We start from the raw sequence: 17,397 nt of genomic DNA on the forward strand, positions 1-17,397 counted from the left end.
TCGGTCACCCTCACGCAGTTGCGCTTCGCTTCGTTCGCTGTGGTCAACTCACGGGAGGACTCGCACCTCCAAGATTGCGCCCATGCTGGGCGCACACGAAAAAAGCCGTTCCAAACTTCTGGAACGGCTTGCCGTACTACCTCAGGTCAACCCGCTTTCCTTGACTCAGTGAAAGCGGGCTCTACAACGTTGAAACTTTAATGCACGACGATCTGCACGCCTTGCTGAACCAGCAGTTCGGTATGCGCGCCCGAGTGCTCGTACACGTTGTACGTGACGCCACCCACTTGCGCCGTACCGTGCGCTTGCCACTCGCCTTCGGCCAGACCCGCAATGTGCGAGTTCGACAGATCGACTTCGTCGCCTTCCTTGCCTTGCACCATCATCTGCTGCTTGCCGTCCTTCATGAACAGGTCGGTTTCGCCCAGATTCAGCACGTCTGTCAGCGACAGCTTCAGCGTGTTGTGATGGCCGCCCAGGTCGATCGCTTCAATGCCCGAGATCTTCGCGGCTGCCGTTTTACCGGTCAGCGAAGTCAGATCGAGAACTTGATGATCACCTGTGAGATGAAGCGTGTTCGCGGCGGGCACAGAACCCACAGCCTCTACGGGGTGAACCGTGCTGCCCTCAATGTGAGCTGTGCTCTCCTTGAAGTAAGACGTCGGATCCGCATTCAAATCCACTGTATCGTGGCCAGTCGTGCCCTTGAAGGACTCGTGCTCGCCGACGACCGTGCGCAGATGATCAGCCACGTCGACGGCTTGGTCAACCGTCGCATTGCTCGCCACGCTGGCATGCAGCAAATCAGTAACTTCTTGAGCGTCAGATACTGATTGGTCACGCATCGCGCTATAAGTGACTTTAACTCCATCTAGATAGTTGGTTTGACCTAGAACGTTGATAGACCAAAGTGCGCCCCAAGTCGTGGTCATCGTCCACGCGTTGCCACTGGCGTCTTTCCCCTTGAATATAAAAACATCGGTCGGAAGATAATATCCTTGCTGGATTGCAACATTACCTCCGGTAGCAGTCTCGCCAACCCAATATTTTTGGCCGTAGTCTCCTGTCCAGGCATGAAAACCAAAGTTTGTTTGCCAAATGTAAAATTGTGATGGAGGCGCAGTTACAGATGTTGCTCCATCACAAACTATCATTATTCCGAGGGTGGAATTCAAGACTCCTTTAACCCCAATCTTCGGATAGGTAATGTTTGCGCTCTCAGTGAACGAATACCCAGCCGAGAATCCACTGTTCCCCACACTGTTTTCAACCCGCGCCGTATAGGTGTGGCTTCCCACGCCCACGCCCGAATCATTAAACGACCAGCTGCTGCCGTTCATTGTCGCCGTGCCAACTTTGGTGCCATCGCGATACACAGCCAACGACTCACCGCTGAGCAACGCGTGGTCAACAGTGCCCTTGACGATCGGCGTCGTGTCCAGGGTCGAGCCGCCCTTGTTCACCAGCACTAGACTGCCCGACGTGTCGTCGTATAGACCGGTGATCGTGACGACCTCTGTAGGCGCCACCGCCGGCGTGCCGACCGTGATGGACCAATGGTTCGACGCCGCGCTTTCTCCACCGCTCACGCCAAACTGCGTGGCCGTGAAGTCGTGCGCGCCGATCGACAAATCATGTCGTTCAGGATNGTGCCGACCGTGATGGACCAATGGTTCGACGCCGCGCTTTCTCCACCGCTCACGCCAAACTGCGTGGCCGTGAAGTCGTGCGCGCCGATCGACAAATCACCCGGGATCTTGATTGACCACTTGCCATCTGCACCCACTGTCGTTGCACCGCAACCCAAGGTGTTCTGATACAGATTCACGGTGTAACCCGGAATACCCGTGCCGCTGACCGTCGGATGCGTGTCGGTGGTCGTGCCACCGGCCGGAACCGTACCGGTGTGAGCGGTGTTTGCATCGGCTACGTTCAGGATCACGGGCGGTGCGAAAGGCGAGGTCTCGGTGAAGCCATACCCTGCCGAGAACGCGCTATTGCCCGCGCTGTTCTCAACGCGTGCCGTGTAGGTGTGGCTGCCCACGCCCACGCCCGAATCAGCAAACGACCAGTTGCTGCCGTTCATTGTTGCCGTGCCAACTTTGGTGCCATCGCGATACACAGCCAACGACTCGCCGCTGAGCAGCGCGTGATCCACGGTGCCCTTGACGATCGGCGTCGTGTCCAGGGTCGAGCCGCCCTTGTTCACCAGCACTAGACTGCCCGACGTGTCGTCGTACAGACCGGTGATCGTGACGACTTCTGTGGGCGCAACCACCGCCGTGCCGACCGTGATGGACCAATGGTTCGACGCCGCGCTTTCTCCACCGCTCACGCCAAACTGCGTGGCCGTGAAGTCGTGCGCGCCGATCGACAAATNCCGTGCCGACCGTGATGGACCAATGGTTCGACGCCGCGCTTTCTCCACCGCTCACGCCAAACTGCGTGGCCGTGAAGTCGTGCGCGCCGATCGACAAATCGCCCGGGATCTTGATCGACCACTTGCCATCGGCACCCACTGTCGTTGCACCGCAACCCAAGGTGTTCTGATACAGATTCACGGTGTAACCCGGAATACCCGTACCGCTGACCGTCGGATGCGTGTCGGTGGTCGTGCCACCGGCCGGAACCGTGCCCGTGTGAGCGGTGTTTGCATCGGCTACGTTCAGGATCACGGGCGGTACAAACGCTGACGTCACCGTGAACGCCACGTGCGCCGATTGCGGGCTGACTGCACCCGCGAGGTTCGTGTCGATGGCATACACATCGTGCGAGCCCACCGACAAATCCTTCGACGGCTTGATGCTCCACTTGCCATCCGCACCGACCTTGGCCGAACCGATCACGGTCGAGCCGTCGTACAGCGTGACGATGTCGCCCGCTTTAGCCGTGCCGCTCACCGTCGGATGGGCGTTGATGGTCGAGCCGCCAGCAGGAATCGCTGCACCTGCGTCATCTGCGAGACCCGTGATGACAGGCTTGACCGGTGTGGTGGTGTCGACCGTGATCGACCAGTGGTTCGATGCTGTGGTAAACACGCCATCGGAGCCAAACTGTTTGGCCGTGAAGTCGTCATTTGCCATCAGCGCCCACCTTCGCTTCACCACAACCCAGATCGTTCTGATACAGATACACCGTGTAACCCGGAATACCCGTGCCGCTGATGCTCGGACGCGGATCGTCTGTTACGCCACCTGCTGCGACCGTGCCTTGAACCGGACCGACTGAATCGACCACGTTCAGGATCACCGGTGCCGTCAGGGACGACGTCACTGTGAACGCCACGTGCACCGATTGCGGGCTGACTGCGCCGGCCAGGTTCGTGTCGATGGCATACACATCGTGTGAGCCCACCGACAGATCCTTCGACGGCTTGATGCTCCACTTGCCATCCGCACCGACCTTGGCCGAACCGATTGCCGTCGCGCCGTCGTACAGCGTGACGATGTCGCCTGCTTTGGCCGTGCCGCTCACCGTCGGATGGGCGTTGATCGTCGAGCCGCCAGCGGGGATCGCTGCACCTGCGTCATCCGTGAGACCCGTGATGACAGGTTTCGCTGGCGTGGTGGTGTCCACCGTAACCGTATACACGACCGACGAAGAACTCCAGTTCACACCGTTGAACGACCAGGCCGTCAGCGTGTGCACGCTGTCGCTCAGCGACGGCAGCTTGATCGACCAGTTGCCCGACGCATCCACCTTCGTTCCACCGATGGTCACGCTGCCGTCATGGATATCGACCTGATCTCCCGGATTGCCCGTGCCCTTGAGCGTGGGCGTCTTGTCATCGGTCGTCCCACCCGTTGCCACGTTGCCCTGCACGGGACCGGCCGCATCGATCAATTGCGTGATCACGGGCACCGTCGCTGGCGCGGTCATCAGCACCACATAGGTGTTCGACGAGGCGCTCGAGCTCGTGGTGCTGCTCGATGCGTTGGCATGAATGCTGTGCGTGCCGCGCGCGAGATCGTCGCCCAGACGCACCGACCAGTTGCCCGCACTGTCGACCACCGTGCTGCCGATCGCCGTCGTGCCATCGAACAGGCTGATGGTGTCGCCTGCGTGACCCGTGCCCTTGATCGTCGGACGCGAGTCGTCGCTCGTGCCGCCCGACGGAATGTTGCCCTGCACGAAACCCACTGCATCGATGAACTGCGTGATGACAGGTGTCGGTGCTGGCAGCACCGTGCTCACCGTGATCGCCGTGTGATCCGACTGCGGGCTGACTGCGCCTGCGAGGTTCGTTTCAATCACGTAGATGTCGTGCGTGCCGGCCGACAGATCCGTGGTGGGCTTGAAGCTCCACTTGCCGTCGGCACCGATCACCACCGAGCCGAGCGTCTTCGAGCCGTCGTACACGGTAATCGTGTCGCCCGCCTTGCCCGTGCCGCTCATGTTCGGATGCGCGTCGNGCGTGCTTAGGTGACGGCGTGCCGGCTGACAGATCCGTGGTGGGCTTGAAGCTCCACTTGCCGTCGGCACCGATCACCACCGAGCCGAGCGTCTTCGAGCCGTCGTACACGGTAATCGTGTCGCCCGCCTTGCCCGTGCCGCTCATGTTCGGATGCGCGTCGGTCGTCGTGCCGCCGATGACATGACCGCTGTCGTCCGTCATGGGGTTCACCACCGGCTTGGCAACCGGGGTCGTGTCGACTGTGATCGACCAGTGGTTCGATGCTGTGGTAAACACGCCATCAGAGCCAAACTGTTTGGCGATGAAGTCGTGCGCGCCGTTGGTCAAATCGCTCGAGAGCTTGATCGTCCATTTGCCATCAGCGCCCACCTTCGCTTCACCACAACCCAGATCGTTCTGATACAGATACACCGTGTAACCCGGAATACCCGTGCCGCTGATGCTCNGTCCATTTGCCATCAGCGCCCACCTTCGCTTCACCACAACCCAGATCGTTCTGATACAGATACACCGTGTAACCCGGAATACCCGTGCCGCTGATGCTCGGGCGTGGGTCGTCCGTCACGCCACCTGCTGCGACCGTGCCTTGAACCGGACCGACTGAATCGACCACGTTCAGGATCACCGGCGCCGTCAGTGACGAGGTCACCGTGAACGCCACGTGTGCCGATTGCGGGCTGACTGCGCCTGCCAGGTTCGTATCGATGGCATACACATCGTGCGAGCCCACCGACAGATCCTTCGATGGCTTGATGCTCCACTTACCATCCGCGCCGACCTTGGCCGAACCGATTGCCGTCGCGCCGTCGTACAGCGTGACGATATCGCCTGCTTTAGCCGTGCCGCTGACCGTCGGATGGGCGTTGATGGTCGAGCCGCCAGTGGGAATTGCTGCGCCCGCGTCATCCGTGAGACCCGTGATGACAGGTTTCGCTGGCGTGGTGGTGTCGACTGTGACCGACCAGTGGTTCGATGCTGCGGTAAACACGCCATCAGAGCCAAACTGTTTGGCCGTGAAGTCGTGCGCGCCGTTGGTCAAATCGCTCGAGAGCTTGATCGTCCACTTGCCGTCGGCGCCGACCTTCGTCTCGCCGCAGCCCAAATTGTTCTGATACAGATAAACGGTGTAACCCGGAATACCCGTGCCGCTGACGCTCGGACGTGGATCGTCCGTCACGCCACCGGCTGCTACCGTGCCCTGGATCGGACCCAATGCATCCACTACGTTCAGGATCACCGGCGCCGTCAGTGACGAGGTCACCGTGATCGCCGTGTGATCCGATTGCGGGCTGACTGCGCCTGCGAGGTTCGTTTCAATCACGTAGATGTCGTGCGTGCCGGCTGACAGATCCGTGGTGGGCTTGAAGCTCCACTTGCCATCGGCACCGATCACCACCGAGCCGAGCGTCTTCGAGCCGTCGTACACGGTAATCGTGTCGCCCGCCTTGCCCGTGCCGCTCATGTTCGGATGCGCGTCGNTCGGCACCGATCACCACCGAGCCGAGCGTCTTCGAGCCGTCGTACACGGTAATCGTGTCGCCCGCCTTGCCCGTGCCGCTCATGTTCGGATGCGCGTCGGTGGTCGTGCCGCCGATGACATGGCCGCTGTCGTCCGTCATGGGGTTCACCACCGGCTTGGCAACCGGGGTCGTGTCGACTGTGATGGACCAGTGGTTCGATGCTGTGGTAAACACGCCATCGGAGCCGAACTGCTTGGCGATGAAGTCGTGCGCGCCGTTGCCCAGTTCGTTCGTGATCTTGATGGTCCACTTGCCATCGGCGCTGACCTTCGCTTCGCCACAACCCAGACCGTTCTGGTACAGATACACCGTGTAGCCCGGAATGCCCGTGCCGCTGATGCTCGGACGTGGGTCGTCCGTTACGCCACCGGCTGCTACCGTGCCTTGAACCGGACCGACTGAATCGACCACATTCAGGATCACCGGCGCCGCAAACGTCCAGGTCACCGTGAAGGCCACATGTGCCGACTGCGGGCTGACCACGCCTGCCAGGTTTGTATCGATGGCATACACATCGTGCGAGCCCACCGACAAATCCTTCGACGGCTTGATGCTCCACTTGCCATCCGCGCCGACCTTGACCGAACCGATCACGGTCGAGCCGTCATACAGCGTGACGATGTCGCCCGCTTTGGCCGTGCCGCTCACCGTCGGATGGGCGTTGATGGTCGAGCCGCCAGCGGGGATCGCTGCGCCCGCGTCATCCGTGAGACCCGTGATGACAGGTTTCGCCGGCGTGGTGGTGTCCACCGTGACCGACCAGTGATTCGATGCTGCAGTCATCACCCCATCAGGGCCAAACTGCTTGGTTATGAAGTCGTGTACGCCGTTGCTCAGGTCGGTCGAAATCTTGATGGTCCATTTGCCATCGGCGCCCACTGTCGCTGCACCCCAGCCCAGATCGTTCTGGTACAGGTTCACGGTGTAGCCCGGAATGCCCGTGCCGCTGATGCTCGGACGCGGATCGTCCGTCACGCCACCGGCGGCTACCGTGCCTTGAACCGGACCGACTGCATCGATCACGTTCGTGATCACGGGCGCCACGTTCGTGTTCACCACGATGCTCGCGTGATCCGATGGCGCGCTGGCGTTGCCCGCCGGGTTTGTCTCGATCACATAGATGTCGTGCGTGCCACTGGACAAATCGGTGGCGGGCTTGAGGCTCCACCTGCCGTCAATACCGATGATCACCGAGCCGATCGCCTTCGATCCGTCGTACAAAGTGATCGTGTCGCCCGCCGTGCCCGTGCCGCTGATGACCGGATGGGTGTCACTGGTCGTGCCCGTGATCGGCACGCCGTAGTCGTCCGTGGGCGCGTTCATGACCGGCTTGGCCGGCACGTCCAGGTTCACGTTGATGGGCCAGTGATTGGACATTCCGCTGAGCTGTCCGCCCATGACAAACTGCGCCGCGGTCATGTCATGCAAACCGTTGGTCAAGGCGACCGCGAGCTTTAACGACCAGTTGCCGTTCGCGTCGACCCAGGTGCCGCCACAGTTAATGCCATTCTGATAAATATAAATAAGATCGCCAGGAATTCCCGTACCGATAATGGTCGGTTGCGCGTCATCGGTTGCACCTCCGACTGGAACGGTGCCCTGGACCGGGCCGACCGCGTCCAGAATATTGGTAATAACTGGTGGCGGCGGGGTCAACTCAAGTTGAAGGGACATGCGGTAACCTTTTATTTACGGTGATGTAGAAATAGACTCACACCCGGCACAATGGAATGCATTCGTTGGAAAGAAACCGGGTGTGACGAGTCGAAACAGGAAACATTGCGTTCCCTGCGCGCATCGATTCTGGTCTGGGAACCGCTGCAGTTCTACCGGAAAAGTCCTAAATATCCGACCGCTGAAAATGGCACCAATCAATGACTACTATCCGCGCTTAAAACCGAGATGGTTTTATCGAAGCTTCTATAGCCGAAGATGGACAGATTAATGGATTGGCTTATATGCAGAGACCGCACGGAACGTCAACCATGCGATTCAAATTGATAGAGATGCGCCAAGGTCTCACCTGGCATCCTAGCCAGTGCCCAAGTCATACACTGGATCTACAAGTTTGCGGCGGCAACCAATAATCAGTTTAGTTTTAAAAGAGAAAACCCATTGGGAAATAATCCCGCGAGATAGCGAAAAGGGAGCTTTCAAGAAAAAACGGGTTCAGTATTCACTGAACCCGTTGTTCCTCTAACGACGTGCTGCTGCGAGATTCTTCGGAATCTAACGCTGCTTTATTTCAACCAGCACCGTATCGACAATCTTTTCCGGCGGCATTGCAATATCCACCTCGATTGCTTCATCTGCCGTAGGCGGTTCTAGCGTATCGAGCTGACTCTGCAATAAAGCGGGATCGAAGAAATGGCCCTTGCGCGTTTTAATGCGCTCTCTCAATAACTCCGGCGTGCCCTTCAAATAAACGAACGTCACGTCTCTATCACCGTCACGCAGAATATCTCGATACACCCGCTTCAAAGCCGAACACGCATAAACGTGCGTGGTGTTGTCCGCCTTCTTCTCCACTATGGACGCGCGGATTGCTTTCAACCACGGCCAGCGGTCGTCGTCGGTGAGCGGAATGCCCTTGTGCATCTTGTCCTTGTTAGCCTGACTGTGGAAGCTGTCGGCATCGGCGAAATCGCAGCCCAAACGCGCAGCCAGCGCTTCGCCGATTGTCGTCTTGCCACAACCGGACACACCCATCGCGATCAAAATCATAAGAATCTCCTTACACGACCGACGCAAGCGCGAAGGTCAGACCCAATCCCATCACCGAAATAATCGTTTCGCACAGCGACCATGTCTTGAACGTCTGGCCAACCGTCATGCCGAAGTATTCCTTGATGAGCCAGAAACCACCGTCGTTCACGTGCGAGAAAATCAGCGACCCCGATCCCGTTGCCAGCACCAGCAATTCAGGACTCACGCTCGCGCCTGCCGCCGATGCAATCGGCGCGACAATGCCGCACGCGGTTGTCATGGCGACGGTCGCGGAACCCGTGGCGAGACGGATCAGCGCGGCGACGAACCAGCCGAGCAGCAACGGCGATAAATGCGCAGCCGATGCCGTCGTCACGAGCTGCTGCGAAATTCCGCTTTCGCGCAGCACGTTGCCGAAGCCGCCGCCCGCGCCCACGATCAACGTAATTCCGGCTATCGGTGCAAGACATTCGCCACAGAATTTCTGAATCTGCTCGCGATCGAATCCACGCGATGCACCAAAGCTCCAGAAGCTGAACAACACGGCGATCAGCAACGCGACGTCCGAGTTGCCCACGAAATGCAGCAAGTTGTTGAAGAACGATTTCGGCGTGGAAAACAGATCGGCCCAACTGCCGATCAGCATCAGAATCACGGGCAGCAAGATGCTGAACAGCGTGATCCCGAAGCCGGGCAGTTCGCGCGTTTCGCCTTCCTTGCGTGAATCGACAAATTGCGATGCCAGCGGATTGTTCTCGGGCAACTTGATGTGCTTGTGAATCAGCAGCGCAAACAGCGGCCCCGCGACAATTGCAGTAGGAATGCCAACTATCAAGCCATACATGATCGTGCGGCCAATGTCCGCGTGATACGCCTGCACGGCGAGCAATGCGGCGGGATGCGGCGGAATCAATCCGTGGACTACGGACAATCCGGCAACCATTGGCAAACCAATTAGCAACAGCGATTTCTTCGTGCGTTTCGCGACGTTGAACGCGATCGGAATGAGCAACACGAAACCAACTTCAAAGAACACGGGCAGACCAACGATGATCGCCACGCACATCATGGCCCAGTGAATATATTTCTCGCCGAACCAGCCAATCAAGGTATTCGCAATGCGTTCGGCGCCGCCCGACTCGGCCATCATCTTGCCGAGCATGGTGCCGAGACCCACGACTATGGCGATATGTCCGAGCGTATTGCCGTTGCCGGTTTCGAACGCCTTCACGATCTTGTCCATCGGCATGCCGACGGCGAGGCCCAAAAGCAGTGAAACGATGATGAGTACTAGAAACGGGTAAACCTTGTATCGCGTGATGAGCAAAATCAGCAGAGCAATGGCTACAACCGCATAAACCAATAGCATGCTGCCGTGAACGGGCTCCATAGGCGCCTCCTTCTTTTGTTAGCGTTCTTCTGGACCGCGGATGCGTTTGTCTTGGCTCGAAAATCAGCCCGGACATTAGCCCGGAAAAGCGCCCCACGAATCGGGCTGAGGACAAGCGCACACGCAGTCGGCGAGATGTGTGACACCGGATTTTACTTGCAGCGCCCGAAACCTGCGCAGTAAGCGTTCCCGAATGCGAAAAAGCCTTTGCGGCACGTTTGACACGTGCACGGCAAAGGCTTTTGCTGTTGCGCCGATACTTCTATTTATGCTTTGACCGGCGCCAGAAGGCTCGCTGCTCGAGCAAGACGTGTGACTTCTTCCCAGTTCTGCGCAGCTAGCGCCGCTTTCGGCGTGAGCCACGATCCACCCACACACACCACGTTCGGCAACGCCAGAAAGTTGGGCGCGGTTTCCGCCGTGATGCCGCCAGTCGGGCAAAACTTGAGGCCCGGGAAGGGACCGTTGAGCGCCTGCAACATGGACACGCCACCCGCCTGTTGCGCCGGGAACAGCTTGACGATTTCGTAGCCGAGCTCCATCGCCTGGATGATGTCAGTTGGCGTCATCACGCCCGGCAACAGCGGCAGGCCGGCGTCGAGCGAAGCTTGATGAATCTCCTTCGTCAATCCCGGCGATACCCCGAATTGCGCGCCCGCTTTCTTTGCCTGCGCGCAGTGCTCGGGTTTGGTGATCGTGCCTACGCCGACCACAATATCGTCAGCCAAGTGACTTGCACGTTCAATGGCCGCCAATCCCGCCGCGGTGCGCAACGTGATCTCGAGCACCTTGACGCCGCCCGCATGCAACGCCCGCGAAACGCTTTCGCCCTGCTCGACCGAGTCAAACGCAAGAACCGGAATCACCGGGCCCAAACACACGATTTCGCTTACTGATTTCATTTGACTGCTGCTCCTGTTGTTTGCGCTTGCGATGCGTGCTCCATGGTGCCGGACGAAACATCGCACACGGCATTTTCGCCAACCATGGGACCGAATACCGATGCACCCAGTTCCGCCGGCATGGCCGCCGCGCGGAAAACGCCGAAGAGCTCGCGCCCGAATCCTACTTCGTTCGCAGCCTGATGTTTGGGTTGCTCGACTTCGCGCGCGGCCCATTCGTGTTCATCTATTTCCACGTCGAGCACGCCGTTGTTTGCGTCGATGACAATCATGTCGCCCGTGCGCACCTTGCCTATTGGACCATGCAGCAATGCTTCCGGCGAAATGTGGATGACCGCCGGCACTTTGCCCGACGCGCCCGACATACGCCCGTCCGTCACGAGCGCCACGTGAAAGCCCTGATCCTGCAACACGCCCAGAAGCGGCGTCAACCGGTGCAACTCCGGCATGCCGTTCGCCCGCGCGCCCTGAAACCGCACGATCGCCACGAAGTCCCGCTTCAGCTCGCCGTTGTCGAACGCCGCCTGCACTTCCTCTTGCGACTCGAACACGATCGCCGGCGCCTTCACATGCCGATGCGCTTCCGCCACCGCCGAGATCTTGATCACGCCACGGCCCATTCTGCCTTGCATCAAACGCAGACCGCCGTCGGGCGCGAACGGTTCCTTGTGGCTGCGGAGCACTTTGGTGTCGTGACTGGTTTCGGTGCCATCGACCCATTGCAGTTTTCCATCGATAAGCTTGGGTTCGCGCGTGTAGTGCCCGAGACCGCGGCCCGCCACGGTTTGCACATCTTCATGCAGCAAACCGGCTTCGAGCAGATCGCGAACCAGATACGCAATGCCGCCGGCCGCGTGAAAATGATTCACGTCGGCCTTGCCGTTCGGATAAATGCGCGCCACGAGCGGGACAGCTTGCGAGAGTTCATCGAAGTCGTTCCAGTCGATCACGATCCCCGCCGCCCGCGCGATGGCGACCAGATGCAGCGTGTGATTAGTCGATCCACCCGTTGCCAGCAACGCGACAATGCCGTTGACGATGGCTTTTTCATCGACGACATGACCCACCGGCGTGTAGTGGCCGCGATCGACCGTGAGTTCCAGCACACGTTTCGCGGCCTCGGCTGTCAGCGCGTCGCGCAACGGCGTGTGCGGATGAATGAACGCCGAGCCCGGAAGATGCAGGCCCATGACTTCCATCAGCATCTGATTGCTGTTGGCCGTGCCGTAGAACGTACATGTGCCGTGGCCGTGATACGCGGCGGCTTCGGCTTCCAGCAACGCGTCGCGATCGCAGGCGCCAGTTGCGAACTGCTGGCGGACTTTGGCTTTATCGTCATTCGTGAGGCCGCTGGTCATGGGACCGGCCGGCACGAACACAGTCGGCAAGTGCCCGAATTGCAGCGCGCCGATCAACAAACCCGGCACGATCTTGTCGCAAATGCCGAGGCACAGCGCGGCGTCGAACATGTTGTGCGTGAGCGCAACGGCCGTGCTCATGGCGATGACTTCGCGCGAGAACAGCGACAACTCCATGCCCGCGTTGCCTTGCGTGACGCCGTCGCACATGGCCGGCACGCCGCCCGCGAATTGCGCGACGCCGCCTGCTTCGCGCGCAGCCTGCTTGATGATGTCGGGATAATTCTTGAATGGCGCGTGAGCCGACAGCATCTCGTTATAAGACGAAACAATGCCGATGTTCGGCTCGCGAATCGCCTTGATGGAAATCTTCTCCTGGCCTTCGAGACCAGCGAATCCATGCGCCAGATTCGCGCACGACAATGCGCCGCGTGCAGGAAAGTGACCTTGAGCGGCATCGATACGCGACAAATATGCCGCGCGCGTGGGCTTGCTGCGCTCGATCACGCGCTGGGTCACTTTGTTCAGATGCGAATGCGGGGAAACCATCGAAACTCCTTCGCTTGGGGCAGCGAGCGGTGGCTAACGGGTAATGAACACCGTGTTGACCAGATTGAGTGTCGTGGAATGCCTGGTTTTTGAGATCATCCACGCCAAGACTGCAAATTTTAGTAGAAAAACTACATACTTTCCATCTGGAAAACCCTTATTTCACGTTTCTCTTTGCGTGACGGGATTGTTTGGGTTTCTATTACCTTTAATGGATGGTTCGCTTCGAGCGGTTGTCTTGTAGTTTTTGTACATTTTTATCGATCAGCTATAGTCCACGCATTTCCAGCATAGGCGAGATTCCCGATGTTGCTGTCTCAGGTTAAGGCAATGCGCGAGCAGTTGCGACCTTCCGAGCGAAAGCTCGCCGATTACGTCATGGAAGCGCCGCGCGAAGTTCTCGACCTCGCGATGACCGATTTCGCCGTTCGCGCCGGCGTGAGCCAGCCGACCATTGCCCGATTTTGCCGTGCGCTCGGCTTCTCGGGATTCCGCGAATTCAAGATCCGCCTCGCGCAAAGCATTGCGTCCGATGTCCCGGCCGCGGCGGTGTATCGCGATGTTCGCGCCGATGAACCCGCGGCCGGCGTCGCTGCGAAGGTGCTGGACCGGACTATCGGCGCGTTGCTGCAGGTGCGCAACAGTTTGTCGTCGGATAGCGTCGCGACCGCAATTTCCCTTCTCGCCGATGCACGTCGTATCGAGTTTTATGGCGCCGGCGGTTCAGGAATTGCCGCGCTCGATGTGCAGCACAAGTTCTTCCGGCTTGGCGTCCCGAGCGTCGCGTATTCGGATCCGCATACCTACACGACGTCGGCGGCGTTGCTCGGCGCGGGCGACGTGGTGGTCGTTATTTCCAACACAGGCCGCACGCGCGACATTCTCGATGCGGTGAAATCGGCGTTGGCCGGCGGGGCGAAAGTGATCGCCATCACGCACGGCAATTCCCCGCTGGCGCGCATGGCGAGCGTGGGATTGTTCGCGAACGTGGATGAAGACACGGACATCTTTTCACCGATGACATCGCGGGTATCGCATCTGGCAATCGGCGATATCTTGGCTGTGGGCGTTGCGCTCGCACGCGGGCCTGAATTCGCGGAGCGATTGGCCGAGGCAAAGGGCGTGCTGGATAGACGGCGCGTGGGGAACTAGAAAGCTGCATGCATAAAAAAAGCGGGCTCTTCCGAAGAAGAGCCCGCCTGAAAGAACAACTAAAGGTACATCTACAGCTACAACAAGTCTTTCTATAACAAAACAGCTACAAGACCAATCCTTCAAGAAATCCGGCTCTTGCGAACCGGACTTCCCTTAGATCAGATCCCGATTACCACTGGTACGAAGCACCAGCACCAACCGTCGTACCCGCTGCAGACCAACCTGCGCCCACGCGCACCTTGATGTTCTGCGTGATACGAGCCGTACCGCCAATGGCCGTTGCTGCGTAGCCTTGGAACGTACCGCCACCAATACCGAGCGACAACGTCTTGTTCGCATCGACGTCAGGGATCATGGTCAGCGCAGTGGCTGCCGCAATACCGCTGTACGCCTTACGAGCAATACCGCCAACTGCCTGGTTCATCTGGTTCAGGTTGACCGCGTCCGTGCCTTGCGTGCCTGGCGCCACGTTCGTGATCTGACGTTGTTGATCAGCAGAGCCGACCGACACGCTGTTGTCACGATCCGTTGTGGAATTAGCACCCAACGCTACCGAATTGGTGTTCGGAGCCGTAGCACCGTTACCAATCGCGATCGAGTTCTCACCAGAGGCGTTCGAACCTTGACCGATTGCTACCGTGCCATCGGCCGTGCCGCTTGCGCCGCCGCCAATGACCACAGTTCCGGTACCAGAAGCGGTTGACCCGCCACCGATCACGACAGTCTGATCACCCGTAGCGCTCGAACCACCACCAATTACGGTGGATTGCTCGCCGGAAGCCGAAGCACCGTCACCCATGGCGATTGCGTCGTTGCCAGTTGCCGAAGCAACTGCCGGAGCGCCGTCAACACCGTTGATGCCGTTCTTGCCATCTGTACCGTTGATACCGATGGTTGCGTCACCCGTCGTCGAGATGTTCTTCACGGCGTCGGTTACTGCCGCCTGCAACGAGGCGAACTGATTGCCCGTAATTGCATCCGTGCTACCTGCTGCCACGTCGCCATCAGCCAAACCGGTGAGCTTGGTGCCGCCCGCTCCGTCAAGCGTCAAGGTGTCATGCGCATTCGAGTCGTACGCAACTGCGTTCGGCGTCGCCACTCCACCGCTACCAGCAGCGATGTTCGTAACTTGCGTCTGCAGGTTCGTCACGGTTTCGTTGGTCGTGTTGATGCGACCGTCAAGACCAGTGATTGCGTCACCCACGTTGTGAACCGTGTTGCCGCCCACATTGAACGACGGTTGCGTGAACGAACCATCCGAGTTCATCATCGCGCCGCCACCGATTGCCGTTGCAAACTGGCTTCCGACAGAGTTCAACTGCGAACCGTTGATTGCGTCCAGGCTCGAAACATCCAGGCTACCGGCAGCTACACCGGTGATCTTGCGAGCACCTTCCGTACCGGTCATATCGACCACGGTGCCATCATTCACAGAGCCGACCTTGATGTCACGCGTCGTGGCGTCTTGAATCACCATGCCGCTGCCCGTTGAACCCGTGATGTCTGCAACAGTGCCTTTCAGGTCCGTCAAGCTACCGTCAATCGCGCTGAATGCCTCGCCTGCACTGTGTTTGTCCACGCCGCCGATCGAGTACGTCGGGCCAGTTACGGCACCCGTCGTCGTATTGATCGTTGCGCCACCGCCCAGACCTGCAACCACCGGCGTCAACTGGCTCAAGTTCACTGCAGACGTAGGCTTCGTGCCTGCTGCCACGTTGATCAGTTCACGGTTACCGCTCGTGCCTGCAAAGTTGACATGCGAGCCATCAGTCGAGGCGCCGACCAGAAGGTCAGACCCGGCTGCTGCTTGCGTGACCAACGACGGACCCATACCTGCGATCTTGGTATTGACCGTGGTCAAGCCCGTATCCAGCGATGACAAAGCAGCGCCGACCGTCGTTTGCGTTCCGCCCTGGACGTTGTACGTCGGTCCAGTCACGTTACCTGCCGCGTCAACCGTTGCGTTGCCGCCCAAAGCCGTAACCACTGGCTTCAACTGGCTGAGGTTCACTGCAGACGTGTTAGTTGTGCCTGCCGCTACGTTGATCAGTTCACGCGCCGCGCCCGAAGTGCTGGCGAAGTTCACGTGCGTGCCATCAACCGCGCCACCAACCAGCAGATCCTTGCTGGTCGAGTCTTGCGTGATCAGGGTCGAACCGCCGCCGCCTGTTCCGGTTCCCGCATCAGAAATCGCCTTGGTCATCTGACCCAAGTTGACTGCGTCAGTGGTCGTGGTACCAGCAGCCACGTTCACGATCTTGCGCTCGGAACCCTTCGCGCCTACCGACACAACGTTGCTCTGCGAACCATCACTGCCGGCACCGAGGATCACGCTGTTGTTGCCGGTCACGTCTATATTATTGCTGCCTAATACGACCGTGTTCGTGCCGCTGACCGTGCTGTTGTTGCCCAGTGCGAATGAACCCGCACCTGTAACCACAGCTTCGTTACCGATTGCAATGCCCGAGTCAAAACCAAGGCCGACGGTCGCGTGTGTACCAATCGCAATGCTATCCGTAGCATCGGCCAAGGACGAGTAACCAATCGACAACGCATGCTCAGCCGTAGAGCTTGCATTAACACCGATTGCAGTCGCTTCAATACCGTTCGACGTCGAGCTGTTACCAATTGCAACCGAACCCTTTGCTGTGGCGAGCGTGTTCTGACCGATAGCCGTGGCCTGTGCGTCCGTAGCATGGGTGTTCAGGCCGATTGCCATCGCGTCGGTGCCGACCGCCTGTGTCTTGTTAAGCTTGTCGGTGTCACCCGTGGCAAGCACGTCCGTCCAGTTTTGAGCCGACGCGCCCAGCTTCGTTGCACCCAGAACTTGCATGGCGACCGGCGACTGCAACACCTGCTGCTGTTGAACTGGTGCAAGACCCGCGATCATGCTTTGAACCTGACCCAAGTTCACTGCGTCGGTCGTTTTGGTACCTTGAGCAACGAACATGATCTTGCGTTCCTTGCCTGCTGAACCCACGGAGACGGTATTTGCTGCCGTCACACTCGAGTTCGTACCGATAGCTACCGAGTCCGCATAACCTGCACGCGCATTCAAGCCAATTGCCAAGGAACGGTCCGCGGTGGCGAAGGCATTACCGCCCAACGCCATGGAATCGGTACCGCTTGCGTTAGCAAAGCCCGCAATGCTCGGACCAAAACCGACGTACTTCAGCGCGTCGTTAAGCGCCGCAGTTTTTACCGTAACGCTGTTAATCCCGGCATTCAACTGTGCAACGTTGACTGCGTCGGTATTTGCCACGCCCGTTGCCACGTTGGCCAACGTCACTGGCGTGCCTTCCGCACCCAACGTCACCTTGTTGTGCGCTGCGCTGTCGTACTTGACTGCATCAACCGATGCTGCCAGTGCTGCCGCCGCGTCCGTGCCTGCGGTGGTCGCTTT

The 17,397-nt window shown here is 59.1% G+C and carries 7 protein-coding genes and 5 pseudogenes; 1 reads left to right on the plus strand and 11 read right to left on the minus strand.

The features are described 5' to 3' along the window. Nucleotides 1–1,649: 1,649 nt before the first annotated feature. From ASG35_RS32630 to edd, 10 genes and pseudogenes are all read right to left on the minus strand, one after another. Nucleotides 1,650–2,086 (minus strand): annotated as a pseudogene (locus ASG35_RS32630) (Ig-like domain-containing protein); the annotation flags it as partial. A 294-nt stretch (nt 2,087–2,380) separates the two neighbouring features. After that, a pseudogene (locus ASG35_RS32635) lies at nt 2,381–3,083 on the minus strand (Ig-like domain-containing protein); the annotation flags it as partial. Further along, nucleotides 3,073–4,411, minus strand: a 1,339-nt coding sequence (locus ASG35_RS32640) for an Ig-like domain-containing protein (RefSeq protein WP_442854832.1), incomplete at its 5' end; no start/stop codon positions are given. The gene ASG35_RS32640 and the pseudogene ASG35_RS32635, both read right to left, overlap by 11 nt. 1 nt (nt 4,412) lies before the next feature. Then, nucleotides 4,413–4,825: pseudogene (locus ASG35_RS32645) on the minus strand (Ig-like domain-containing protein); the annotation flags it as partial. 35 nt (nt 4,826–4,860) lie between these two features. Continuing rightward, nucleotides 4,861–5,892 (minus strand): annotated as a pseudogene (locus ASG35_RS32650) (Ig-like domain-containing protein); the annotation flags it as partial. 1 nt (nt 5,893) lies between these two features. Continuing rightward, a pseudogene (locus tag ASG35_RS32655) lies at nt 5,894–7,608 on the minus strand (Ig-like domain-containing protein); the annotation flags it as partial. A gap of 555 nt (nt 7,609–8,163) precedes the next feature. Then, complete coding sequence (locus ASG35_RS13445; protein ID WP_056357782.1) at nt 8,164–8,658, minus strand: gluconokinase; 495 nt, start codon at nt 8,656–8,658, stop codon at nt 8,164–8,166. A 10-nt stretch (nt 8,659–8,668) separates the two neighbouring features. Next, on the minus strand, nt 8,669–10,030 hold the full coding sequence (locus tag ASG35_RS13450; RefSeq protein ID WP_056357785.1) for a GntP family permease: 1,362 nt from the start codon (nt 10,028–10,030) through the stop codon (nt 8,669–8,671). Nucleotides 10,031–10,296: 266 nt separating this feature from the next. Further along, on the minus strand, nt 10,297–10,932 hold the full coding sequence (eda, locus tag ASG35_RS13455; protein WP_056357788.1) for a bifunctional 4-hydroxy-2-oxoglutarate aldolase/2-dehydro-3-deoxy-phosphogluconate aldolase: 636 nt from the start codon (nt 10,930–10,932) through the stop codon (nt 10,297–10,299). After that, nucleotides 10,929–12,839 (minus strand): phosphogluconate dehydratase, encoded by a 1,911-nt coding sequence (gene edd, locus ASG35_RS13460; protein ID WP_056357791.1) that lies wholly within the window; start codon nt 12,837–12,839, stop codon nt 10,929–10,931. The genes eda and edd overlap by 4 nt, the downstream gene beginning before the upstream one ends. A gap of 306 nt (nt 12,840–13,145) precedes the next feature. Between edd and ASG35_RS13465 the strand changes: the two genes are divergently transcribed. Beyond that, on the plus strand, nt 13,146–13,991 hold the full coding sequence (locus ASG35_RS13465) for a MurR/RpiR family transcriptional regulator (RefSeq protein ID WP_056357794.1): 846 nt from the start codon (nt 13,146–13,148) through the stop codon (nt 13,989–13,991). Between the two features lie 172 nt (nt 13,992–14,163). Here the strand turns inward: ASG35_RS13465 and ASG35_RS13470 are convergent. Further along, nucleotides 14,164–17,397: YadA-like family protein (locus ASG35_RS13470; protein WP_056357798.1), on the minus strand; the 3,234-nt coding region annotated here is incomplete at its 5' end.

It is taken from the genome of Burkholderia sp. Leaf177 (assembly GCF_001424345.1).
In the GTDB taxonomy this organism is placed as follows: Bacteria; Pseudomonadota; Gammaproteobacteria; order Burkholderiales; family Burkholderiaceae; genus Caballeronia.